Genomic DNA, 23,469 nt, shown 5'->3' on the forward strand with positions numbered 1-23,469 from the left:
GATCAGCTGAACGGGTCGCGGCGCTTCGCGGCGAGGTGGCGCCGCCAGTAGAAGGTCGCGCCGCCGCCGAGTCCCGCCGCGAGGACGAACGCGACGACGCCCACGACGCCGAGGCCGCCGCCCGTCTGCACGGTGACGAACCCGAGCGCGACCATCACGAGGCACGAGCGCAGCAGGATGAAGGCCAGGGACCGGTCGCTCGTCATGCGGCGCCTCTCGGTGATGCGGTGGATGGATGCGGGCGGGTGGAGGGGGATGCACCCGAGCCTAGGTGCCCCGGCCGGGGGACACCGGTTCGCTCAGCGGCTATCCGCGGAGCGTCGACCCGCTGCCCCGGGGGACCGCGCCGAACACCGCACATCTGACGGGAATCCCCGTCAGCCCTCTGCCGCGCGATCACCATGCATGATGAGCGGACGCGGCGGAGACGACCGACGCCCAGAGACCGCAGGAACCATGACGAGCACCCTGACCCCCACCCTGACGAGGGATCCCTCGCACCGCCCGCGCACCGTGGAGACCGCTGCCGCGGAGGACGAGGGCGCCGACGCCCTCCGCATCGACCCGGCCGCCACGCCCTCGGACGCCTCGTTCGTCCGCTCCGTCATGTCCGGCGCCGACGTCGACGAGGCCACCGCCACCTTCGCGCCCACGCTCGAGGGGATGCGCTTCGCCCCCGACCGCCGCACCGGCTCCTTCTCCTACCGCTACGCGATCCTCGGCAGCGAGCGCGTCACGCTGCGCACCATGCGCGTCGCCGGCCCGCACTGGGCCACGGGCGCGACGCTGCCCCAGCACGTCGTCACCTGGTTCCTCGAAGGGCGGATCACGGTGGACCGCGGATCCCGCGCCTTCGCGAGCTCCGGCCAGCTCCCCCTCCTCCTGCCCGCCGACAAGACCTTCCAGTACCAGGCGAGCGCGACGCGCCAGAACTGCGTGCACCTGGACACCGCGTTCCTCGAGCAGACCGCGACCGAGTTCCACCACGGTCCCGCCCGCCCGCTCCTGTTCGAGCACCGCAGCGTGCCGAGCGCCGAGGCGGCCGCCGTGTGGCGTCGCGCGGTCGCCGCGGCAGCCCCGATCATCACCGACCCCGACGCCTCCTCCGTGATGCGCGTCGAGGCCGACCTCTCCCTCGCCCGCGCGACCCTGCGCCTGTTCCCCTGGGACGACGTGGAGCTGCCCGACGAGCTGCGGGCCCCGCGCATGGCGCACATCCGCGTCGCCGTGGAGTACCTGCACCACAACGCGCACCTGCCGATCACGCCCGCCGAGGCCGCGGCCGCCGCGGGGATCTCGACGCGCGTCCTGCAGCTCGCCCTCCGCCGCCACCACGGCCAGACGCCCACCGAGTACCTGCGCGGGATCCGCCTCCGCCGGGTGCGCGCCGAGCTCCTCGACGCGACGCCCACCACCACGACCGTCCGCAGCGTCGCCGAGCGCTGGGGATTCGCGCACCTCGGCCGGTTCGCCGCGTCGTTCGCGGGCGCGTTCGGCGAGCTGCCGAGCGAGACCCTCCGGAGCTGACCCGCCCGGCGACCGCACCGCGGCCTGGGAGCTCGCCGCGGTCTGGGAGCTCGCCGATCTAAGTTGCACACACGTGTGCAGGATCACTACCCTGGTCGCATGACCTCCCTCGCCTCCGCGCGCGCGCCCCGCAAGGACGCCGCGACGAACCGCCAGGCCCTCGTCGACGCGGCCGTGGTCGCGCTCGACCGCGACCCGGACGCCTCCCTCGAGACCATCGCCACCGCCGCCGGCCTCAGCCGCCGCGCCGTCTACGGGCACTTCGCCACGCGCGACGACCTCGTACGCGAGGTGGTGCAGCGCGGCGCCCGACGCATCGTCGAGGCCCTGGCCGGGATCACGCACGAGGACAGCCGGATCCACGTCGCCCTCATCGGCGCGCGCCTCTGGGCCGAGGTCGAGCAGGTGCGCGTGATGGCCCGGGTCGCCGTGCGGGGTCCGCTCGCGCGCGAGGTCGGCACGGAGCTCGCGCCGCTGCGCGCCGAGCTGCTCCGCGTCGTCGAGCGCGGGATCGCCGCGGGCGAGCTGCGCGGCGACATCGCCGCGGCGACGCTCGCGCGCCTGGTCGAGGGCGGCGCGCTCGCGGTGCTCGACGAGGCGACCCGCAGCGACATCGGCCGCGCCGAGGGCCACACGCTCGTGATCCTCACCTCCCTCGCCCTCTGCGGCCTCGACTGGCGGTCGGCGGGCGACCTCGTCGCCGCCACCCCCGAGCTCCGCGAGGTCGCGCCCCGCAGCACGGAGGCGGCATCGTGATCGTCACCCTGACCGACGCGCGCGTCGGCGACGGACCCGCGCCCGCCCTGCCCGCGATCTCCCTCTCCTACGGCGGCCCGGATCCCGTGGTCGCCGTCGCCGAGACCGAGCTGCGGCCCACCGTCCTCTCGCTCGTCGCGTCCGGGCGCATGCGGATCGACGGCGGCTCGCTCGCCCTCGACGGCGACGACTCCCCCGGCGTCGCGGCGCGCATCGCCGAGCGGGTCGCGCTCGTCGACACCCCGCGCATCAACGAGCCCGCCGACGACGTCGCGCTGCGCGCGGTCGTCGCCGAGGAGCTCGCCCTCGCCGGGCACCGCTCCGGCCGGCACGAGGTCGGCGTGATCCTCGACGACCAGGGCCTCGCCGACCTCGCCCGCGCGCCCTTCTCCGCGGTCCCCGCGGTCGCCCGCATCCGCCTCCTCACCACGCTCGCCGCCAGCCGCGACGGCGTCGAGGCCGTCGTCGTCACCTCGCCCGAGCGGCACGGCGGCGCGGTGGGCGAGTGGATGCGCGTCCTCCGCGACCTCGCCCGCGCGGGCACCGGCGTCCTCGTCGTCACGAGCGAGGCCGCCGCCGAGGCGATCGCCGCGCTCCCGGCCGACGACGCGATCGCGACCCCCGAACCCACCCCCTCGATCGACGGAACGCAGACCCGATGAGACTGATCCCCCTGGTGCGCGCCGAGCTGACGCGCCTCACCGCCACCACCATGTCCAAGATCGCGCTCGTCGCGCTCGTGCTGGTGCCCGTGCTCTACGGCGGCCTGTACCTCTGGGCGAACCAGGACCCGTACAGCAGCCTCGACAAGGTCCCCGCCGCGCTCGTCGTCTCCGACCAGGGCGCCACGGTCGACGGGAAGCCCGTCGACTACGGCACCGACGTCGCGAAGGACGTGCTCGACGACGCCTCCTTCGACTGGCACGAGGTCTCCTCCGCCGAGGCGCGCACGGGCCTCGAGGACGGCACCTACGACTTCACGCTCACGATCCCGTCCGGGTTCTCCGCGGCGCTGACGTCGTCCTCGGGCACGGATCCGCAGCAGGCCCGCGTGGTCATGGCCACCGACGACGCCAACAGCTACCTCGCCACCACGATCGCGCAGCAGGCCGGCGCACGGATCACGAAGTCGGTCGCCTCGCGCGTCGGCACCGAGGCGGCGGGCAAGCTCCTGCTCGGCCTCGCGGACGTGCGCTCGAGCCTCGGCGACGCGGCATCCGGCGCGCAGCAGCTCGTCGACGGGACCGCCACCGCGCGCTCCGGCGCCGATTCGCTGGCGGACGGGAACGGGAAGCTCGCGACGGGCGCCGACACGCTCGCGTCCGGCCTCGGCCAGCTCCGCACGGGCACGGCGCAGCTCCCCGCGCAGACGCAGCAGCTCGCGGCGGGCGCCGACCAGGTCGCGTCCGGCGCGTCCACGCTCGCGGGCGGCGCGACCGACCTCTCGAACGGCGCCGCCGCGCTCACGCCGGGCGCGCAGAAGGTCGCGTCGGGTGCGCGGCAGGTCGCCGACGGGAACGCCAAGATCGCGGCGCTCGGATCCGCCGCGACCGCGGGCGTCGACCAGCTCGCCGGGCGGGTGCCGACGATCCGCGCCGCCATCCAGGAGCGCATGGCCACGGCAGGCGTCCCGCAGGCGGACATCGACGCCGCCCTCGCGAAGCTCGACGTGCTCGGCACCGACATCACGGGCGCCGCGAAGCAGGCCGACGGCCTGGACACGCAGCTGCAGACCCTCGCGACCGGCAGCGAGCAGGTCGCCCAGGGCAGCGCGCAGGTGGCCGACGGCGCCGGGAAGCTGCAGACGGGATCCGCCGCCCTGGCGACCGGAGCGGGCACCCTCGCGACCGGCAGCCGCCAGGTCGCCGACGGCGCCGACCGGCTCGCGAAGGCCTCCCCCGCCCTCGCGACCGGCATCGCGCAGGCCGCCGACGGCAGCGCCACGCTCGCCACCGGCGCGCACTCCGCGGCCGACGGCGCCACCTCGCTCGCGTCCGGCCTCGGCACGCTGCAGGACGGCGCCACGAAGCTGCGCGACGGCCTCGACTCGGGCCTCGACCAGATCCCCGCCTCCACCGAGGCGCAGCGCGGCGCGCAGGCCGACACGATCGGCGACCCCGTCGCCCTCCGGCAGGACGCCGTCACGCAGGCCGGCGAGTACGGCGCCGGTCTCGCGCCGTTCTTCATCAGCCTCGCCGCGTGGATCGGGATCTACGCCCTGTTCCTCATCGTCAAGCCGCTGTCGCGCCGCGCGATCACGGCACGCAAGGCGCCGCTGCGGATCACGCTCGCCGGCTGGCTGACGCCCGCGCTCCTCGGCGTCGTGCAGATGGCCGGCCTCTACGCGATCGTCGCCGGCGCGCTCGGCTTCCGCATCGCCCACCCGCTCGCCATGTACGGGACGATGGTGCTCGCCTCCATCACGTTCGCGGCGATCATCCTCGCGCTCAACGTGCTGCTCGGCAGCGTCGGCCAGTTCCTCGGGCTCGTGCTCATGGTCGTGCAGCTCGTCACCGCGGGCGGCACGTTCCCCTGGCAGACGCTCCCCGGGCCGCTCGCCGCGCTGCACCACGTGCTGCCCATGAGCTTCGCGGTGGACGCGCTCCGCCAGCTCATGTACGGCGGCGACCTCGGCAAGGCGGCCATGGACGCGGGCGTGCTCGCGCTGTGGCTGGTCGCGGGGCTCGCGGTGGCGCTGACGGGGGCGATCCGGATCACGTCGCACCGCACGCTGCGGGACCTGCGGCCGTCGCTCATCGGGTAGAGCGCGCACGGCGGGTCGCGGGGCACCCCTAGCCTGCCCGCGACCCGCCTCCGGGATGGCGCACGCCGTGCGCCGAGGGGGTCGTCCCCCGAGAGGAATCCCGTGCCATCACGCACCGCTGCCCGCACGCTCGCCCTGACCGCCGTCGTGGCCGGCACGCTCGCGGCGGTGACGCTCGCCGGGCCCGCCGCCCTGGCCTCCCATCCGCCGGCCGCCACCGCGGCGACGGCACAGCTCGCGGCCGCCACCGGCGGCACGGGCGACCGCCGCACCGTCACCGAGCCCGTCGACCCCGCCACCACGTGCGCCACCGTCCCGGCCCAGCTCGACATGCCGGACCGCTCCGCCTCCGCCGCGGACGAGGCCCGGGCGCCCGACACCGCCCGCATCCAGGCCGCGCTCGACTCCTGCGCGCAGTCCGGCACCGCCGTCGTGGCCGTGCGGCTGGCCTCCTCGAGCCGGGGCGCGAGCTTCCTCAGCGGGCCGCTGCAGCTGCGCCAGGGCGAGACGCTGGTGCTCGATCCCGCCGTGACCCTGTTCGGGTCGCGGGACGCCGCCGACTACCAGATCCCCCAGGGGCCGACCTGCGGCACCATCGGCGGATCCGGCAAGGGGTGCGCCGCGCTCATCACCGCCACCGCACCGCACGCGGGGGTCGCCTCCCGCGGCGGCATGGACGCCCGGCGCGGCCGCGTCGACGGCCGCGGGGACCACGCGATCCTCGGCGGCACGACCACCTGGTGGCAGCTCTCCGACCAGGCGCGCGCGGGCGGCGCGCAGAACGAGCCCCGGCTGATCCAGGCCGCCGGCGCCGACGACTTCACGCTCCACGACGTCGACCTGGTCGACGCCGCCATGTTCCACGTGTCCTTCCACGACGCCGACGGCTTCACGGCGTGGGGTGTGCGGATCCAGACCCCCGCCACCGCGCGCAACACGGACGGCATCGACCCGGCGGGCGCGACCGACGTGACCATCGCCCACTCCTATGTCTCGGACGGCGACGACGGCATCGCCATCAAGGGCGGCACGCACGCGTCGAGCCACATCAGCATCATCGACAGCCACTTCTACGGCACGCACGGCATCTCGATCGGCAGCGAGGTGACGTCCGGCGTGAGCGACGTGCTCGTCACCGGGTCCACGGTCTCCGGCGTGGACGCGTACGGCACCGCGAGCGTCTCCAGCGCCGGCGTGCGCATCAAGAGCAACCCGCTGGTGGGCGGCCCGGTCACGGGCGTGACCTACCGCGACGTCTGCCTGAGCCGCACCCAGGCCCCCGTGGTGTTCGACACGCACTACGCGAAGGGCACCGGCAGCGCGATCCCGTCCTTCAGCGGCATCGTGGTCGACGGCCTCCGCGCCGTCGACTCGCCGGCGAAGGCCGTCTCGACGCTCGCCGGGTACGACGACGCCCATCGGCTCGGCGTCTCGCTCTCCCGCGTCGCCGTGGATGCGCCCGCCGTCACGGCCGCGTACGCGGACATCGCCACGGCGGGTGCGACCTTCGGCGGATCCCCGCTCACCTCGACGCGGGCGGACGTGCGCATCACCGCCTCGGCGAGCGCGGGCGCCGCGCCCACGTGCGCGTTCCCGGCGTTCCCGCTCCTGTCGGGCCTCGCCCCCACCGCACCCTGACGCCGCTCGCGGGAGCGCCGGGTGCGGACCGCATGCCGCGGGTCGGATCAGGCCAGGCGCTCCAGCGGGTTCTCCGCGAGCTTCCGCACGAGCCCGCCGTCGACGAGGCGGCGGGCCGCGGTCGTGGGCTTCCGCTCCGCCTGGTCCACGACGCACGCGCCGAACTCGGCGGCCAGCGCCCCGCGCGGGTGGGCGGCGAGCACCTCGCGCAGGTACTCCTCCGGCAGCGCGTCGGGCCGGGCGCCGGAGATGTCGAGGCCGGTCGCGACCTCCAGGAGGTGCCCCTCGACGTCGAGCGCCGGATCCACCGACGGCCAGTTGTGCCGCACGATCGCGTCGAGCACGCGCTGGCGGCGTGCCGCGGGCCAGCCGGCTCCGGCCGTGAGCGCGACGGCGACGTGGCCGCCCGCGTGCTCGTACGAGATCGTGTGGTTGTCGTACTCGGTGACCGTGCCGATGTCGTGCAGCACCGCGGAGACGTAGAGGACCTCGTGGTCGACGTCGGTCAATCCCTCGACGACGGCGAACGCCTCGGCGAACAGCCACGAGCGGATCCCATGGGCCGTGATCGCGGCCGACTGGTACGAGGTCGCGAGCTCGAGGGCCCCGCGGGCGGCGGCCGTGTCGGGCACGGGGAAGTCGGCGATGCGCATGGCCCATGCTGGCATGGCGGCCGGGCGGATCCGCGCCCGGCCACGCCTCGTCGGTCCGCGGCCGCGGGCTGCGGGGCGCCCGATACGTTTCTCGCATGATCCGGCTCCAGAACGTCACGTACCTCGTCCGCGACCACGACGAGGCGCTGGCGTTCTTCGTCGGCGCCCTGGGCTTCGTCGTCCGGCAGGACGAGACGGCGCCGAGCGGCTGGCGTCGCGTGGTCGTGGGGCCCGAGGGCGAGGGGGCCGGCTTCGTCCTGGCGCTCGCGGAGGATCCCGCACCCGTGGGCCGCCAGGCCGGCGACGACGTCGCGTTCTTCCTCGAGACCGACGACTTCGCCGCCCAGCACGCCCGGATGCTCGCGCACGGCGTCGCCTTCCGCGAGGAGCCGCGCCACGAGCCGTACGGCACCGTCGCGATCTTCGAGGACCCGTACGGCGCCGCGTGGGACCTCATCCAGCCGCCCGTCGCGTGACCGCCCGGCGCGTGACCGCCCGTCCGCCCGCCGCGCCGCGGGGTGTCGCCGCCCGCGCCCGGCGGATGCGGATCGCCGCCGTCGTCGCCCTGGCGGTGGCCGCGTGCGCGGTGCCGGTCGCGTTCCTCCCGGCGTGGGGATCCGCGGGCGGCCGCCTCCTGCCGCTCGCCGTGATCCCGCTCGGCGGCGTCGTCGCGCTCGCGCTGGCGACGCGGCTGCTCGCCGGATCCGCCGGGCGCGACGAGAGGTCAGCCCGCCCGGACGTCGCGCTGCTCCTCGCGGGCGCGTTCGCGGTGCTGGGCGCGGTGCCCGCGCTCCTCGCGACCGTGCTGCTCGTCGCCGGCCCCTGACCGGAGCGCGCGCTACGCCGGCGTCGGCCGCGTCACGAAGGCGAGGCGCACGTGGTCGAGCTCGGCCCGCGGGATGACGGCCGTGAGGATCCGGTCGCCGACCTGCGCGCCCACCGCGACGACGTGCGCGTCGCGATCGAGCCGGAGCCCGTCGACGAGGACCCCATCCACCTCGATCTCGGCGGGCTCCAGATCCCGGGCGGTCGGGCTGTCGGAGACGACCGGCGGGAACGTGCCGCCGGTGCGCGCATCGCGGAAGGTGTTCGCGATGATGTGCTCCGCGTGCCGGAGGAGGACGCCCTCGACGTCCTTCACGTGGGCGCGCGGTCCCTCGGGACGCATGGGCGTCGTCATCACCGCCTCCCACAGGGACGGCCAGCGCATGCGCTGCCGCACGTCGTCGAGAGCCGGGGGCAGCGGTCGTGGCGTCGGCTCATCGAGCGCCGCCAGCTCCGCGCCGGTGAGGGGGCCGCGGTTCACGGGATCCGCCCGGTCGTCCGGATTCCGCCACAGCGTGTACATCAGGCTCGCATCGGCGAGCGACTCCGGTCCGCCTGCGGGCGTCGACGTGACGCGGTTCACGCCCCACTCCTCCAGCGTCGCCTGGGGCGCGAAGGTGAACAACGGGACCCCGAACTCGGCGGTGATCCCATCCGCGGTCGGCAGGTCGGGTAAGTCGAACGGCTCGTCGCTGATCTGCATCACCCCACACTGACGCCCGCCGCCGTCCGTCCACCCGGCCGCCGCATCCGATTCACCCGCCGCCCCTACCGTCGTCCCCCGTGACCCAGGACCCGACGACGCCTCCCTCCTCCGCGCTCTCCCGACGCGGCTTCCTCATCACCGGCGGCGCAGCCGGCGCGCTGGGCGTAGCCGGCCTCGGCGGGGCGCTCCCGGCGACCGCCGCGACCGTCGCCGACGTCGCGGACAGCGCGAAGGCGAAGGCGCCCGCCGCCCAGCAGGGATCCGGCGCCCGCTGGAAGCCCGACACCACGTCACCCCGCTTCACCATCGCCGTGCTGCCGGACACGCAGTACCTCTTCGACGGCGCCGCGATCCACCCGGAGCCGCTCGAGGCGTCGCTCCGGTACGTGCTCGCCGAGCGCGACCGGCACAACATCGTGTTCCTCGCGCACCTCGGCGACGTGACGCAGAACGGCGCCGCGAACGAGATCCAGGCCGCGAGCGCGCAGTTCACGCTGCTCGACAAGGCCGGCGCCGCGTGGAGCGTGCTCGCCGGCAACCACGACGTGGACTCCTCCACCGACGACCAGCGCGGCCGCACCCCCTACCTCGAGGCGTTCGGCCCGAAGCGGTTCCGGAAGTCGCCGAGCTACCGCGGATCCAGCCCCGACGGCTACAACTCGTTCCACACCTTCACGGCGGGCGGCCGCGACTGGCTCGTCCTCGCGCTCGACTGGCGCACCAGCGCCCGCGGCGTCGAGTGGGCGCGCGGCGTGCTGGCGGCGCACCCGACGCTGCCGGTGATCCTCACGGCGCACGACATCGTCGACTCGAAGCCCGACGGATCCGCCGTGCTCGACGACTACGGCCAGGGCCTCTGGGACTCCTTCATCTCGCAGCACGACCAGATCTTCCTCACGCTCAACGGCCACTACTGGAAGCCCGGGCGGACGACCCTGAAGAACCGCGCGGGCCACGACGTGGACCTGCACCTCGTGAACTACCAGGACCGCTACTACGGCGGCGCCGCGATGATCCGGCTGTACCACGTGGACCTCGAGCGGAACGCGATCGACGTCGAGACCCTGTCGCCCTTCCTCCTGGCCGGCGGCCTCGGCACGGGCAACGAGCTCGCGGACGAGGAGGTGCGGCTCTCCGGCGACGTGGATCGCTTCACCGTGAGCGTCGACTTCGAGCAGCGCTTCGCGGGCTTCGCCCCGGTGCCCGCACGTGCCGCCCGACCCGCCGCCGCGATGCTCGTGCCCGGCACGGTCGCGTACTGGCGCTTCGACGGCCACACCGACGGATCCGCGCTCGGCCCCGGCACGCGGATCCCGGACGCCTCCGGCCACGGCAACGACCTCGTGGTCGCGGGTCGTGCGGGCGCCGCCCCCGGATCGCTCCGCTTCTCCGCGGAGCACCACGACGACTCCCCCAGCGCCGGCAGCCTCACGCTCACGGGCGGCAAGGCCTCGGGCGACCACCTGCGCACGATCGACGGCGCCCCGCTCGACCAGGCGACGTTCCGCCAGGGCTACACGTTCGAGGCGTTCGTGCGGATCCCCGAGGGCTACGGCGGCGACGACGCCTGGAGCTCGATCCTGTCCCAGTCGGCCTCCGCGAAGGACGCGGGCAAGGCCACCAGCTCAGGCGACCCGGACGAGCCGGCCGTGGTGCTCACCGTCTCCGGCAGCCGCGAGATGCAGTGGTGCGTCTACCCGGCCAGCCAGGACGGATCCCTCACCAACTGGTCACACGAGCTGCCCGCCGCGACCTGGTGGCACGTCGCCGTGGTCAACGACAGCCAGCACACGACCATGTACGTCGACGGCTGCCCGGTGGTGCGGAACCCGACGACGGCGAACCGCGGGCTCGCGTCGGCCTCCCGACCATGGCTCCTCGGCGCCAACTTCTACGGCGGGAAGCTCGACCACGTGTTCCCGGGATCGATCGGCGACGTGCGCATCGTGGAGCGCGCGCTGAAGCCCTCGGAGTTCATGAACGCGTGAGGCAGGGCCGCCTGAGGAGCGAGCGACCGTCCGGGGCCTACAGCTCCGGGTGGTCGTCCTCGAGCAGGTGGAACCGGCGGTCGCGGTAGACGAGCGGCGGGGCGGGCTCGCCCAGGATCACGTCGAGGACCTCGGCGACGACCAGCACGGATCCGCCGACCGGCACGGTCTGGATGGTGCGGCAGCGGAGGGCGGCGCGCGCGTCGGCGAGCAGCGGTTCCCCGGTCGGCAGCTCCTGGAACCCCTGCTCCTCCGTGAAGCGCGGCGAGCCGGAGACGGCGAAGGCGCGGGCGAGCGCGGCGTGCTGCCCGGCGAGCAGGTGCACGAGGTAGGTGTCGGCCCCGAGGATCGCGCCGGCGGATCCCGTGGCGCGCGTCACCGAGAACGAGAGGGCGGGCGGATCCGCCGACAGCGAGGCGACGCTCGACGCGGTCAGGCCGGACGGGCCCTCCGCGGTGCGCGCCGTGATGAGCGCGACGCCCGCCGGGTGCCCGCGGAACGCGGCCTTGAAGAGATCGGGGTCGGCGCTCACGCCGGGTCGCCCTGGGGCGGCAGCACGGCGATGACCGGGTGGTCGGAGTGCGTCACGCCGACCTTGGTGGCGCCGCCCGGGGATCCCATCTCGGCGAAGAACTCGACGTTGGCCGTGTAGTAGTCCGACCACTTCTCGGGCAGGTCGTCCTCGTAGTAGATGGCCTCGACAGGGCAGACGGGCTCGCAGGCGCCGCAGTCGACGCACTCGTCGGGGTGGATGTAGAGGGAGCGCTCGCCCTCGTAGATGCAGTCGACGGGGCACTCGTCGATGCAGGCGCGGTCCTTCACGTCGACGCACGGGAGGGCGATCACGTAGGTCACAGGGCGTCCTCACGGGTGGGGGCCGTCGGGACGGCGAGGGTGGTGATGCGCATGGTCTCCAGGGTAGAACCTCACGTACCCTTGAGGTCAATCGGGAGGAGGCGTCGTGGCGGATGCGCAGGAGCCGACGGCGATCGCGGCGACGCCCCGGCACGCGCCCGGCGAGCTGCTCACGGTCGGCGAGATGACGCGCCGCACGGGCGTCGCCGCCTCCGCCCTCCGCTTCTACGAGGACCTCGGCCTCATCGCCGCCGAGCGCACGGCCGGCAACCAGCGCCGGTACGCGCGGCACATGCTGCGGCGGGTGTCGCTGATCACGGTGGCGAAGCGCCTCGGGATCCCGCTCGCCGACGTGCAGGCCACCTTCGACGACGTGCCGCTCGACCGCCCGCCGAGCCACGCCGACTGGCAGCGCGCGTCGCGCCGGTGGAAGCGCCTGCTCGAGGAGCGGCGCCAGGGCATCGAGCGGCTGGAGCGCGAGCTGACGGGCTGCATCGGCTGCGGCTGCCTCTCGATGAAGGCGTGCGGCCTGCTCAACCCGGACGACGCGCTCGGCGACCGCGGGTCGGGGCCGCGGCGGGTGCAGATCGACTGACGCCGCCGGATCCCGCAGCCGGCGTCAGCGCCGCTTGCGCCGCACCACGAAGAGCAGCGCCACGGCCGCGATCGGCCAGGCGCCCACGATCAGCGGGTCCATCCACGCGTGCTTCATGTCCGCGCGGCCGCGCCCGACGCGCGACGACACCGGGTGGTGCCCGCCCTCGGTGAGGATCCCCGCCTCGGTGAGCGGGTCGTCCGGCCGCCCGCTCACGAGGGATCCGAGGTGCGCGCCCGCCGCGTCCACCCGGTCGCCGAGCATCAGCAGCAGCCAGTGCACGGAGCGGCCCTCGCTGAACGTCGCGTAGGCGTAGCGCTTGATCGCGCCCGAGACGCCGTGCAGCGGCGCGACCGTGCCGAACACGGGCGGCAGCTCGGTGTGCTCGATGGAGCGCTCCCGGGGCGCGAGCTCCGGCTGGTGCTCCGGCATGTCCCAGTGGGCGCCCGAGACGAGGTCGGTGCGCTCGCGCGGGAACGCGGGGCGGTCGGCGGGGTCGAGATCGGCGCCCCAGCCGGGGATCCGGGCCCGGAGCGCGTCGGCGTCGATCGGACGGTGGTGGTCGCTCGCGCGGTACGGCATGTCCTGCTCCTACTTGTCGTCGAACGTGATGACGGTCTTGACGCAGTCGTCGAGCTTCGCGGAGAACACGTGGTACCCCTCCGCGATGTGCTCGAGCGGGATCCGGTGCGTGATGATGTCCCGCGGCGAGAAGTGCCCCGCCCGGATGTGCTCGATGAGCCGCGGCCACTGCCGCTTCACGGGCGCCTGGTTCATCCGCATCGTGATGCCCTTGTTCACGGCGTCGCCGAACTTGATCGCGGCGGGCACGGGCCCGTAGGCGCCCATGACGCTCACGGTGCCGCCCTTGCGCACGCCGTCGATCGCCCAGTTCAGCGCCACCGGGGATCCGCCCTGCACCTTGATCTTCGTGCCCGTGATCTGGTGCAGCGCGTGCCCGTCGGCCTCCGCGCCCACCGCGTCGATGACGACGTCGGCGCCGAGCCCGTCGGTCATGCGCTTGAGCTCGAGCACGGTGTCCTTGACCGCGGAGAAGTCGAGCGTCTCCGCGTGGGCGAACGACTCGGCCATGCGCAGCCGGTAGTCGAGCTGGTCGACCACGATCACGCGGCCGGCGCCCATGAACCACGCCGAGCGCGCGGCGTACAGGCCGACGGGTCCGGCGCCGAGCACGGCGACGGTGTCGCCCTCGACGATGTCGCCGAGCTGCGCGCCGAAGTAGCCGGTGCTCAGCGCGTCGGTCATCACGAGCGCGTCCTCGGCGTGGATGTCGTCGGGGATCACCATGGGGCCGACGTCCGCGAACGGCACGCGCACGTACTCGGCCTGGCCGCCGTCGTAGCCGCCCGTGGTGTGCGAGTAGCCGTAGATGCCGCCGACCGCCGTGGCGTTCGGGTTCACGTTGTGGCAGTTCGAGTAGAGGCCGCGGGCGCAGAAGAAGCAGGACCCGCAGTAGATGTTGAACGGCACCATCACGCGGTCGCCGACGGACAGGTTCTCTACCGACGGGCCGACCTCGTGCACGACGCCGATGAACTCGTGGCCGAACGTGGTGCCGACCCGCGTGTCCGGCAGGAGCCCGTGGTACAGGTGCAGGTCGGATCCGCAGATCGCCGCCCGGGTGACGCGGATGATCGCGTCGTTCGGGTGCTCGATGCGCGGGATGTCCTTCTCCTCCACGCGGATCCGGTAGGGCCCTCGGTAGACCATCGCTCGCATGTCGTTCCCTCCGTCGGTGCGTCGAGCCGACTCCCCCGGAGGAGGAGCGCCTACCCCCTTGACAGGCGGCGGCCGGATCCGGACGGCACCTCGGACGCGCGCCGGGCCGCCCGCGGAGGCGCGCTGGATAGCATCGGCCACGCCGCCGTCCGGACGCGGCGCGACGGAGGTGCCCGATGCGGGATGGTGCGCTCAACGCCCGCGGCGTCCGGCGCCGCGCGGAGATCCTCGAGGCCGCGCGCGCCGCGTTCGTCGCCGACGGCTACCGGGGCGCGACGATGGCGGCCGTCGCCGTCCGGGCAGGCGTCACCCACGCGGGACTGCTGTACCACTTCGCCACCAAGGAGGACCTCCTCGAGGCGGTGCTCGCCGACGAGAGCGGGCGGCAGACGGGACTCCTCGACGCGGCGGGATCCGCGGACGCTGCCGGATCCGCGGACGCGGCCGACGCCGACCCCGGCCGCCCGGACGCGCTCGACCGCCTGCACGCGCTGGTCGTGCGCAACGAGGCGGAGCCCGAGTGGGCGCGGCTGTTCTCCATGCTGCTCGGCGAGGCCGTCTCGCCCGACCACCCGGTGCGCGCGCGCATGGCCGAGCGCTACGACACGGTGTCCGCCGGCCTCGCGGAGCGCCTCCGCGCCCTCGGCGGCGACGTGCCCGCGGCCGAGCGGGAGAGCATCGCGCGGCTGCTGCTCGCGGTCATGGACGGGCTCCAGTACCAGTCGCTGACGGGATCCGCCGTCGACGTGGACCGGGAGTTCGGGCGCATGGTCGACCTCGTGCGCGCGCGCCTCGGCAGCGACCCGCCCGAGGTTTCTTAAGTCCGCTTGACACAATTTCCCCACCCGCGGCATGCTCGGACCTGCGCCGGCGACGGAGCCGGCGCGGATTCACGAGGGAGTGGACATGGGCGGACCCCGCACGTCACGACGACGGCGCATCATCGGCACGACGGCGACAGGGGCGCTCCTCGCCTCGTTCGCGCTGGGATCCGCGGTGGCGGCACCCGCGATCGCGGCGCCCGGGGACGCCACGCAGCCCGAGCTCGAGAGCGCCGGGTCCGCGCCCGTCATCACCGTCGACGGCCTCCGCTTCCGCGACCTCGACAAGGACGGCGCGCTCACCCCCTACGAGGACTGGCGCCTCTCCGCGGACGCGCGCGCGGCCGACCTCATCGGCCGCATGTCGCCCGAGGAGCAGGCGGGCCTGCTGATGCACGCGAGCCTCACGAACGCGGGCGCCGCGTACGACCGCGCGGCCTTCGACCCGCTGCTCGCCGAGCGGCACATCACGACCTACATCTCCCGCCTCGGCGAGGACGCGGTGACGCTCGCCACCCAGCACAACGCCCTGCAGGCTGCGGCGGAGGCGGAGCGGTGGGGCATCCCGCTGAAGATCAGCACGGATCCACGCCACGGCTTCACCGTGACCGCCGGCCAGACGGTCTCCAACGGCGACTTCTCACCCTTCCCCGACCCCATCGGCATGGGCGCGGTCGACGACCCGGCGATGACGCGGGAGATGGGCCGGATCATCGCGGCCGAGTACCGCGCCGTGGGGATCACCGAGGCGCTCTCCCCGCAGGCCGACATCAGCACCGAGCCGCGCTGGACCCGGCAGGACGGGACCTACGGCAGCGTCGGCGCCGACGTCGCGCCGCAGGTGGCCGCGTACGTCGAGGGGCTGCAGGGCGGCACCGACGGGATCACGCCGGAGGGCGTCGCGACGGTCGTCAAGCACTGGGTGGGCTACGGCGCGCAGGTCGACGGCTTCGACAGCCATTACTACTACGGCCGCTACGCCGCGTTCCCCGGCGGGGACTTCGCCGAGCACCTGGAGCCGTACGAGGGCGCCTTCCGGAACCACGCGGCCGGGATCATGCCGACGTACTCGATCCTCAAGGACCTCGACCTCGGCCAGGGCGTCATCGAGCAGGTCGGCGCGAACCACAACGAGTTCCTGCTGCAGGACCTGCTGCGCGAGCAGCACGGGTTCGACGGCGTGATCACGAGCGACTGGGGCATCGCCAACGACTGCCCCGAGGCGTGCCGCGAGAACCGGCCGCCCGCGTTCTTCGTCGGCCCGTGGGGCGCCGGCATGCCGTGGGGCGTCGAGGACCTCTCGCTCCCCGCGCGCTACGCCAGCGCGATCTCCGCGGGCGTCGACATCATCGGCGGCAGCGATCAGCCGCGCTACATCCTCGAGGCCGTCGAGCAGGGCCTCCTGACCCAGGAGCGGGTGGCCGACGCCGGCCGCCGCGTGCTCGACCAGAAGTTCCAGCTCGGGCTGTTCGAGGACCCGTACGTGGATCCCGCCGCGGCTGACGCCGTCGTGGGCAGCGACGCGTCACTCGCGGCCGGCATGCGGGCGCAGGAGCGGAGCCTCACCCTCCTCACCGACCGGGCACCGCAGGGCGGGGCCGCGCGCCTCGCCGCGGCAGACGCCGCCGGATCCCCCGCGCTCCCCGTGGACGTGCAGGACGGCACGACCGTGTGGCTGAGCGGCGTGCGCGCCGAGGCGGCGGCCGCCGCCGGCTTCACGGTGGTCGACGACCCGGCGGACGCCGACGTCGCGATCGTGCGCCTCGCCGACCCGCGCGGCGGGGACGACCTCACCGACCTGGGCTTCACCGGATCGGAGGCCGACTTCCAGGCGCTCGTCCGCGCCCACGACGCCGGCGCCCGCACCATCGCGGTGCCCCAGCTGACGCGGCCGCTGATCCTCGGGAACGTGGTCGAGGCCAGCGACGCGGTGCTCGCCTCCTACGGCGTCTCCGACGAGGCGCTGCTCGCGGTGATCACGGGCGAGGCCGAGCCCGAGGGACGCCTGCCGTTCGAGCTGCCGTCGTCGATGGAGGCCGTCGCGGCGCAGCTGTACGACGTGCCGAACGACTCCGCGGACCCGCTCTTCGCCTACCGCGCGGGGCTGTCCTACGCGGCGGCGCCCGGCGGGGAGCCGACGCCGGTGCCGACGCCCGCCCCCGGCGAGCCGACGCCCGCGCCGACCGTCGCCCCGGCGCCCGTGCCGGCGCCCGCGCCGACGCCGACGCCCACGCACGCGGCGGCGCACTCGGCCTCCGGTCGGGGCGGCCTGCCGATCACGGGAGCGGATTCGCTGCCCTGGATCGGCGGCGGCATCGTGCTCGTCGGACTCGGCACGGCCCTGACCCTGCTGGCGCGACGCCGCCGGGCCTGACCCGGCGAGCGGGGCCCGTCGATCGGCCACCGCACGCGAGGAGCCCCGGGGGACCGGGGCTCCTCGTCGTCGCGGCGGTCGGCCGGTGGCGACGACGCGGGCCGGGCGGGCGCATTCAGCCGCGGTCGAACCACATCCCGCAGGCCCGCGCGTCCGCGTCCGCCGCGACCTCGCCCGTGCGGGCGAAGTCGGCCCAGACCTGCCGCACCGCGCGGCCGCGCGCCGCCACCTCCGGCCACGCCTCCGAGGGCACGAGCCGCATCCGCGTCCAGGCCTCACGCGTGCCGAGGACCAGCGGCACGTCGGACGTGTGCCCGGCGCCGATGGGACTCGACGCCGGGGCCGCGCGGAGGACGTAGCGCACGGCCCGGCCGCCCGCCGCCCGGTGCCGCGCGACGAACGCCGCGACCGGCCGCGCGTAGACGCGGCGCGTGGTGGGACGCACGACCGCGCGCATCAGGATCGCCCGCAGCGCCCGGCCGACGACGGGCACGCGCAGCAGCGGCGCGACCACCGGCAGCGCGGGCAGGTACATCGCCGTCTCGTCGCGCGTCGTGCCGATGAGGAGGTCGACGTCGGGCGCGACGGCCCGCCAGGCGGCGTCGCGGCCGGCCTCGGCGGGCAGCGGCGCGTGCCCGTAGCGCGGACCCCACGGCAGGCCCGCGCGGATCCCGGACGCCCACGACGCGCGCTCCGCCCGCGCCTGCCGCCGCATCACGACGTCGAGCGGCGCGTCGCCCGGCAGCGCCCGGGTCGCGCGCCCCATCGCGCGGAACATGCGCTCGCGCCCGCCCGTGATCCCCACGGGCGGGCTCTGCACGATCGCCCGCCGGAAGAGGCCGCGGGCGCCGTCGCTGATCATGAGGTGCAGGATCGCGTCACCGCCGGCCGACTGGCCCATCGCGGTGACCGCGTCGGGGTCGCCGCCGAACGCGCCGATGGAGTCGCGGATCCAGCGCAGCGCCTCGATCTGGTCGAGGAGGCCCAGGTTGGCCGGCGGACCGCCGGGAGCGCCGCCGCCGAAGCCGAGCAGCCCCAGCCGCGCGGTCACGGCGACCACGATCACGCGCTGCTCGACCACGAGGTCGCGCGGGTCGTGGATCGCGAGGTCACCCGCGCCCGTCGTGTACCCGCCGCCGTGGAACCAGACGATCACGGGCAGCGTCTCGCCGGGCGCGAGGTCCGCGGGCCGCGTGATCGAGACCCGCTGGCAGTCCTCCGAGCGCTCGATCCCGTCGAGCGCGCCCTGCATGAGCGTGTCGAGGATCCGCGAGGAGGGCTGCGGGCACGCGGGCGCCGGACGCACGGCCGCGAGCACGACCGGCCGACCGTCGGATCCGCGCACGGGCATCGCCGACACGGGCGGGGCGCCGCGGTCCGCCGTCGCGTAAGGAATCCCGAGGCACCGGATCACGTCGCCGTCCCGGAACCCCGTCACGGGCCCGGATCGCGTCGGAGTCGGGCCGAGGACGGAGGGAGCGGGCATCCGGCCACGTTATCCGGCGGCCGAGGAAAAGCCGCGCCGTCTCGGGGAACCGCTCGGGTGGGCGTACCGTCGAGGGGTACCGCATCCGAAGAGGGCGCGGCCGGATCGACCCGATCCCTCCCCTCCCCCACCGGACAGCTCTAGGAGAACCATGCGCACCGTCAACGCCTACGCGGCCACGTCCGCCACCGATCCCATCACCAAGACCACCATCGAGCGCCGCGACGTCGGCCCGAAGGACGTCTCCATCGACATCGCCTACTCGGGCGTCTGCCACTCCGACATCCACACCGTCCGCGGCGAGTGGGGCCCCATCCAGTACCCGCAGGTCGTCGGCCACGAGATCGTCGGCCGCGTCACCGAGGTCGGCTCCGAGGTCTCCAAGCACGAGGTCGGCGACCTCGTCGGCGTCGGCTGCATGGTCAACTCCTGCAAGGAGTGCGAGCAGTGCAAGGCCGGCCAGGAGCAGTACTGCCTGAAGGGCAACATCCAGACCTACGGCGGCGTGGACCCGGCCGACGGCACCATCACGCAGGGCGGCTACTCCGAGGCCGTCGTCGTGGACGAGGACTTCGTGCTCCGCGTCCCCGAGTCCCTCGACATCGAGAAGGTCGCGCCGCTGCTCTGCGCCGGCATCACCACCTACTCGCCGCTGCGCCACTGGAACGCGGGCCCCGGCACGCGCGTCGCGGTGGTCGGCATGGGCGGCCTCGGCCACATGGCCGTGAAGATCGCGCACGCCATGGGCGCCGAGGTCACCGTGCTCTCGCAGACGCTCTCCAAGAAGGAGGACGGCCTCCGCCTCGGCGCCGACCGCTACTTCGCGACGAGCGACGACCAGACGTTCACCGAGCTCGCCAGCTCGTTCGACCTGATCATCAACACCGTCTCCGCGAAGCTCGACATGTCGAAGTACATCGGCCTGCTCGCGATCGACGGCACGCTCGTCAACGTCGGCGCGCCGTCGGAGCCGCTCGAGATCCCCGCGTTCGCGCTCATCCCCGCGCGCCGCAGCTGGGCCGGCTCCATGATCGGCGGCATCGCCGAGACGCAGGAGATGCTCGACTTCTGCGCCGAGCACGACATCCTGCCCGAGACCGAGCTCATCTCGGCCGAGCAGATCAACGAGGCCTACGAGCGCGTCCTCAAGTCGGACGTGCGCTACCGCTTCGTCATCGACGCGAAGACGTTCGCGTAAGCAGCGACCCCACGTCGAAGGGCCCCGCGGATCATCCGATCCGCGGGGCCCTTCCGCGTCCCGGGCGGCCTCGTCATCCGCGCGATCCCCATGACCGGTGCGCGAGCGCCGTGGTCGCGAGGCAGAGGACCACGATGACCGGCACCGCGACGAGCACCGCGGTGCCGAGGCTCGTGCCCGTCGCCAGGGCGCCCACGATGACGGCCGTGCCGCCCTGCGCGAGGTAGGCGACGAGGTACATGCTCGAGAAGGTGCTCGCGCGCCGCCCGTCGTCCGCGGCGGACGTGACGCAGCCCAGCCCGCCGTACATGAGGAACCCGTAGCCGACGCCGGAGAGCACGGCGGATCCGAGGAACAGGGCGAGCGAGTCCGCGACGCTCGCCGCGAGCAGCAGCGCCAGGCCCACGGCGGCGACCAGGCCGCCGAGCCGGACGGCCGCGAGCGTGGGCATCCGCCGGGCGAGCAGCGTGGTGGGCACGACCACCAGCGGCCAGGTCGCGAGCGTCGCGGCGGCGTGGAACGCGTTCGCGGTGCCGACGAGGTCCCGGATGATCTGCGCGCCGAGGGCGAGGAAGACCGCGCCCGTGACGAAGGCGACCGTCACCGCGGCGGTGCCCACGACGAACCCGCGGCGTCCGTCCCGCGGAACGGCGAGCAGAGCGCGGCGCCGGGCCGGTGCCGGGCCGGTCCCCGCCAGCCGCGCCGTCCGGGCCGTCTCGGGGAGGAACAGCAGCGCGACGAGGAGCGCGAGCACCGCGGCCAGGAGGATCCAGAAGGCCAGGTGCGTGGGATCGCCCGTGTACTCCACGAGCCAGCCCCCGACGAGGATCGAGGCGGTCGCGCCCAGCGAGGTCGCCGCCGCGTTCACGGCGCTCGCCCGCGTCGGGCTCGCCGACCGGTCGTACTCCACCAGCGCGGCGCTCGCGGCGCTCATCGCCAGGCCCACGCCCGCGCCCTGCACGATCCGCCCGGTGAACACCAGCGCGGGCGACGCGGCCACCGCGAACAGGACCGTGCCGACCGCGACGACCCCCACGCCCGCGAGCATCAGCCGGCGCCTGCCGAACCGGTCGGACAGCCCGCCGCCGAGGACCATGACCACCACGAGCGCCACCGGGTACACGGCGAACAGCGCCGTCGAGACCACCGGCCCTGTGCCCCAGAGGGCCGAGAACGCCGGGTACAGCATCGCCGGCGCGCCGCTGGCCCCGAGCGACAGGACGAGGACGCCTGCCGCGACCCAGAACGACGCCGCGGGCGAGAGTGCGGGGCGTCGCGACACGGGCAGGGCCTTCCGGTGGGCCGCGCGGAGCGGATCCGGGCGTGACGCCAGCGTAGGCGCGCCTGCGGTCGGCTGCGGGCCGGCCGCGGCTCCGTCCGCCGCGCGACGGGCGCGGCCTCGGCGGGCGCGTCGGTAGCGTCGAGGCCATGGACATGAGCTCGATGATCATGGGTGCCTCCATCGCGTCGGTCGCCTGGGTGGGCCTCTACCCGTGGGCGAAGCTGAAGAAGCTGCGCGCCATGGAGACCGCCGAGGAGGCGGCCGACGGACGAGGGCCGGTCGCATGATGCGCAGCGGTACGGGACGGATGATCGTCAACCCCGGGCCGTGGGAGCACCCGCTGCGCCAGTGGGTCGCCGGCGACGAGGACGGGGCCGTGAACCTGGCTCTCATCGTGGACACGATGGGCGCCCGCGACTCGCTCGTGCGGCTGCATCGCGGGCAGCCGCTCGACGACCACGACCTCGCGCTGTTCGGGATCGTGAACTTCCAGGCGTTCCTCATGACCTACGAGCCCGTGGTCGCGCTGCTCCCCGCGCCCCGGCGCCCGCAGCTGCACCCCGCGGTGATCGAGCTCCTGCCGGAGCTGGCCGACGGCCCTGCATCGCCGTAGGGACGGCGATCCGCTCGCCCACGAGCGGCGAGGACGGCCGCCCGGCCCCGCACGGTCTTTCGCATTGCTGGGCGTGGCCCAGGAACGGACACAGTCCGTGAGCTCGCCCGTAGTTTGTGTACTAAGAGACCGCGACGCGGGCAGGGGACGCGACCGGCGGCCCCGGCACGAGAGCCCGCCGATCCCCCACCCGGACCGCACGCCCGCGTGCATCCTCCTCGTCCCGTCGCCTCCCGCGACCCGCACCCCGAAGGACTCCGATGCGCGACACAGCCACCCCGACCACCCGCCGACGACGCCGCCCGATCCGCCTGGCGCTCGGCGCCGCGGTGGCCGCCGCCACCGTCGCCCTCACCGGCTGCGGCGCCGGCGCCGACGTGGGAGGCGCGGGCGTCGCCTGCGACATCCCGCAGCCCGACGCGAAGACGACCGTCAACGTGCTCTCCTACAACAGCCCGTCGACGAACCCCTTCACCGACGCCATCGCCACCGGCTGCACGGCCGGGAACCTCACGGTCAACGCCCCGACCACCGACTTCGGCGGCCAGAACCAGCGCGCCGTGCAGTCCATGTCGGGCACCAACCCGAGCTACGACCTCGTCGAGGTCTACGGCACCGTCTACCCGCTCTACGCGGAGCGCGGCTGGATCGAGCCGCTCGATGACCGCATCGCCGAGAAGGGCGACGACCTCGGCATCGACGACATCGACCCGACCCTGCTGGAGTCGCTGCAGTACGACGGCGAGCAGGTCGGCATCCCCACCTTCTGGGGCACGATCATCTTCATCTACCGCGAGGACATCCTCTCCGACCTCGGCATCGAGGTGCCGACCACGTTCGACGAGATGTACGCGGCGGCCGACAGGATCCGCACGGAGACCGGCATGGCGAACCCGCTGGCCCTCCCGTTCAACGCCGCGGGCGACAACTCGAGCGCCTACAACCAGTACCTCGGCTCGCTCGGCGGCACGTGGTTCGAGGACGGATCCGCCACCCCGACCCTCGACACCCCCGAGTCGATCCAGGCGCTCGACACCCTCCGCGCCACCTACCAGCAGATGAGCACGCAGTCGACTTCGTGGTCGTCGCCCGAGGTGATCACGCAGCTGCAGACCGGCCAGGCCGCCATGTCGATGCTGTTCGCCGGCCGCGTCTCCGCGCTCCTCGACGAGGGGCAGACGGAGAACTTCGACGAGTTCGCGTTCGCCGTGCCGCCCGCGGTCGAGGAGGGCGGCACCCCCGCCACCAGCCTCTCGGTCGACGGCCTCTCGATCGCCGCGAACTCGAAGGTCGACAAGGACCTCCTCTTCGACCTGCTCGGCGTCGCGACCGGCGCCGACGCCGCCACCGAGGCCGCCAAGGCCACGATCCCCGCCCGCACCACGCAGGCGCAGGCCGCCGACCTCCCCTTCGAGGAGGCCGCGCGCGACGTGCTCGAGAGCGAGAAGCCGAACGGCCTGCCGCTCGTGCCGTACATGTCCGACGTGTTCGCCGCGATGGCGCCGATCCTCGCGCAGGTCGTCGACGGCACGCTCTCCTCCGCGGACGGCGCCGCGCAGCTCCAGGCGGCGGCCGTGCAGGCCATCGCCACGGCGGGCTTCGCGCCCTGATGCACGGGATCCCCGGCACCACGTCCCGCCCCCGCCTC

The 23,469-nt window shown here is 74.5% G+C and carries 24 protein-coding genes; 15 read left to right on the plus strand and 9 right to left on the minus strand.

What is annotated here, in order from left to right; genetic code table 11:
* Nucleotides 1-2: 2 nt before the first annotated feature.
* Nucleotides 3-206 (minus strand): hypothetical protein, encoded by a 204-nt coding sequence (locus tag ACMT9T_RS06880; RefSeq protein WP_116053065.1) that lies wholly within the window; start codon nt 204-206, stop codon nt 3-5.
* A 250-nt stretch (nt 207-456) separates the two neighbouring features.
* On the opposite strand from ACMT9T_RS06880, the gene ACMT9T_RS06885 reads away from it, so the two are divergent.
* The 5 genes from ACMT9T_RS06885 to ACMT9T_RS06905 all read left to right on the plus strand — a co-directional run bounded on the left by ACMT9T_RS06885 (nt 457) and on the right by ACMT9T_RS06905 (nt 6,685).
* Nucleotides 457-1,527, plus strand: a complete 1,071-nt coding sequence (locus ACMT9T_RS06885; protein WP_414744844.1) for an AraC family transcriptional regulator — start codon at nt 457-459, stop codon at nt 1,525-1,527.
* Between the two features lie 99 nt (nt 1,528-1,626).
* Entirely contained in the window at nt 1,627-2,283 is a 657-nt protein-coding gene (locus ACMT9T_RS06890) for a TetR/AcrR family transcriptional regulator (RefSeq protein WP_414744845.1), read from the plus strand.
* Nucleotides 2,280-2,945, plus strand: coding sequence for a hypothetical protein (locus ACMT9T_RS06895; protein ID WP_414744846.1), 666 nt, complete (start codon nt 2,280-2,282; stop codon nt 2,943-2,945). The genes ACMT9T_RS06890 and ACMT9T_RS06895 overlap by 4 nt, the downstream gene beginning before the upstream one ends.
* A complete protein-coding gene (locus ACMT9T_RS06900) occupies nt 2,942-5,047 on the plus strand; it encodes a YhgE/Pip family protein (protein WP_414744847.1) in 2,106 nt (701 codons plus the stop codon). Before ACMT9T_RS06895 ends, ACMT9T_RS06900 begins: the two co-directional genes overlap by 4 nt.
* A gap of 102 nt (nt 5,048-5,149) precedes the next feature.
* Nucleotides 5,150-6,685 carry a glycoside hydrolase family 28 protein gene (locus ACMT9T_RS06905; protein WP_414744848.1) on the plus strand — a complete coding sequence of 512 codons (1,536 nt, stop codon included), beginning with the start codon at nt 5,150-5,152 and terminating at the stop codon, nt 6,683-6,685.
* Between the two features lie 47 nt (nt 6,686-6,732).
* Here the strand turns inward: ACMT9T_RS06905 and ACMT9T_RS06910 are convergent, their stop codons facing one another.
* Nucleotides 6,733-7,353: an HD domain-containing protein gene (locus ACMT9T_RS06910; RefSeq protein ID WP_414744849.1), complete on the minus strand. Its 621-nt coding sequence runs from the start codon at nt 7,351-7,353 to the stop codon at nt 6,733-6,735.
* 80 nt (nt 7,354-7,433) lie between these two features.
* On the opposite strand from ACMT9T_RS06910, the gene ACMT9T_RS06915 reads away from it, so the two are divergent.
* Nucleotides 7,434-7,814, plus strand: coding sequence for a VOC family protein (locus ACMT9T_RS06915; RefSeq protein ID WP_414744850.1), 381 nt, complete (start codon nt 7,434-7,436; stop codon nt 7,812-7,814).
* Nucleotides 7,815-7,825: 11 nt separating this feature from the next.
* Nucleotides 7,826-8,164 carry a hypothetical protein gene (locus ACMT9T_RS06920; protein WP_414744851.1) on the plus strand — a complete coding sequence of 113 codons (339 nt, stop codon included), beginning with the start codon at nt 7,826-7,828 and terminating at the stop codon, nt 8,162-8,164.
* Nucleotides 8,165-8,176: 12 nt separating this feature from the next.
* On the opposite strand, the gene ACMT9T_RS06925 is transcribed toward ACMT9T_RS06920, so the two are convergent.
* Entirely contained in the window at nt 8,177-8,866 is a 690-nt protein-coding gene (locus ACMT9T_RS06925; RefSeq protein ID WP_414744852.1) for a hypothetical protein, read from the minus strand.
* An 80-nt stretch (nt 8,867-8,946) separates the two neighbouring features.
* Here ACMT9T_RS06925 and ACMT9T_RS06930 point away from each other — a divergent pair, with 80 nt between their 5' ends.
* Nucleotides 8,947-10,857, plus strand: a complete 1,911-nt coding sequence (locus ACMT9T_RS06930; RefSeq protein ID WP_414744853.1) for a LamG-like jellyroll fold domain-containing protein — start codon at nt 8,947-8,949, stop codon at nt 10,855-10,857.
* 37 nt (nt 10,858-10,894) lie between these two features.
* Here ACMT9T_RS06930 and ACMT9T_RS06935 read toward each other — a convergent pair whose 3' ends face one another.
* Entirely contained in the window at nt 10,895-11,389 is a 495-nt protein-coding gene (locus tag ACMT9T_RS06935; protein ID WP_053773700.1) for a flavin reductase family protein, read from the minus strand.
* Complete coding sequence (fdxA, locus tag ACMT9T_RS06940) at nt 11,386-11,712, minus strand: ferredoxin (RefSeq protein ID WP_414744854.1); 327 nt, start codon at nt 11,710-11,712, stop codon at nt 11,386-11,388. The genes ACMT9T_RS06935 and fdxA overlap by 4 nt, the downstream gene beginning before the upstream one ends.
* Before the next feature lie 106 nt (nt 11,713-11,818).
* Here fdxA and soxR point away from each other — a divergent pair, with 106 nt between their 5' ends.
* A complete protein-coding gene (gene soxR / locus ACMT9T_RS06945) occupies nt 11,819-12,307 on the plus strand; it encodes a redox-sensitive transcriptional activator SoxR (protein WP_414744855.1) in 489 nt (162 codons plus the stop codon).
* A gap of 24 nt (nt 12,308-12,331) precedes the next feature.
* Here soxR and ACMT9T_RS06950 read toward each other — a convergent pair whose 3' ends face one another.
* Nucleotides 12,332-12,889 (minus strand): hypothetical protein, encoded by a 558-nt coding sequence (locus tag ACMT9T_RS06950; protein WP_414744856.1) that lies wholly within the window; start codon nt 12,887-12,889, stop codon nt 12,332-12,334.
* A gap of 9 nt (nt 12,890-12,898) precedes the next feature.
* On the minus strand, nt 12,899-14,047 hold the full coding sequence (locus ACMT9T_RS06955) for a zinc-dependent alcohol dehydrogenase (protein WP_414744857.1): 1,149 nt from the start codon (nt 14,045-14,047) through the stop codon (nt 12,899-12,901).
* A 176-nt stretch (nt 14,048-14,223) separates the two neighbouring features.
* Between ACMT9T_RS06955 and ACMT9T_RS06960 the strand changes: the two genes are divergently transcribed.
* Together ACMT9T_RS06960 and ACMT9T_RS06965 are read left to right on the plus strand one after the other, a co-directional pair.
* On the plus strand, nt 14,224-14,868 hold the full coding sequence (locus ACMT9T_RS06960; protein ID WP_414744858.1) for a TetR/AcrR family transcriptional regulator: 645 nt from the start codon (nt 14,224-14,226) through the stop codon (nt 14,866-14,868).
* 85 nt (nt 14,869-14,953) lie between these two features.
* Nucleotides 14,954-17,242, plus strand: coding sequence for a glycoside hydrolase family 3 protein (locus tag ACMT9T_RS06965; RefSeq protein ID WP_414744859.1), 2,289 nt, complete (start codon nt 14,954-14,956; stop codon nt 17,240-17,242).
* Nucleotides 17,243-17,357: 115 nt separating this feature from the next.
* Here ACMT9T_RS06965 and ACMT9T_RS06970 read toward each other — a convergent pair whose 3' ends face one another.
* On the minus strand, nt 17,358-18,728 hold the full coding sequence (locus ACMT9T_RS06970; protein WP_414744860.1) for a carboxylesterase family protein: 1,371 nt from the start codon (nt 18,726-18,728) through the stop codon (nt 17,358-17,360).
* 151 nt (nt 18,729-18,879) lie between these two features.
* Between ACMT9T_RS06970 and ACMT9T_RS06975 the strand changes: the two genes are divergently transcribed.
* On the plus strand, nt 18,880-19,926 hold the full coding sequence (locus ACMT9T_RS06975; RefSeq protein WP_414744861.1) for an NAD(P)-dependent alcohol dehydrogenase: 1,047 nt from the start codon (nt 18,880-18,882) through the stop codon (nt 19,924-19,926).
* Between the two features lie 73 nt (nt 19,927-19,999).
* On the opposite strand, the gene ACMT9T_RS06980 is transcribed toward ACMT9T_RS06975, so the two are convergent.
* Nucleotides 20,000-21,208, minus strand: a complete 1,209-nt coding sequence (locus tag ACMT9T_RS06980; protein ID WP_414744862.1) for an MFS transporter — start codon at nt 21,206-21,208, stop codon at nt 20,000-20,002.
* 146 nt (nt 21,209-21,354) lie between these two features.
* Here ACMT9T_RS06980 and ACMT9T_RS06985 point away from each other — a divergent pair, with 146 nt between their 5' ends.
* The 3 genes from ACMT9T_RS06985 to ACMT9T_RS06995 all read left to right on the plus strand — a co-directional run bounded on the left by ACMT9T_RS06985 (nt 21,355) and on the right by ACMT9T_RS06995 (nt 23,431).
* On the plus strand, nt 21,355-21,495 hold the full coding sequence (locus ACMT9T_RS06985) for a hypothetical protein (RefSeq protein WP_414744863.1): 141 nt from the start codon (nt 21,355-21,357) through the stop codon (nt 21,493-21,495).
* A gap of 20 nt (nt 21,496-21,515) precedes the next feature.
* Nucleotides 21,516-21,821, plus strand: coding sequence for a hypothetical protein (locus ACMT9T_RS06990; protein WP_414744864.1), 306 nt, complete (start codon nt 21,516-21,518; stop codon nt 21,819-21,821).
* 260 nt (nt 21,822-22,081) lie between these two features.
* Nucleotides 22,082-23,431, plus strand: a complete 1,350-nt coding sequence (locus ACMT9T_RS06995; protein WP_414744865.1) for an ABC transporter substrate-binding protein — start codon at nt 22,082-22,084, stop codon at nt 23,429-23,431.
* Nucleotides 23,432-23,469: the final 38 nt, after the last annotated feature.

Origin of the sequence: Clavibacter vidaverae, assembly GCF_047529985.1 — a bacterium.
GTDB lineage: Bacteria > Actinomycetota > Actinomycetes > Actinomycetales > Microbacteriaceae > Clavibacter > Clavibacter nebraskensis_A.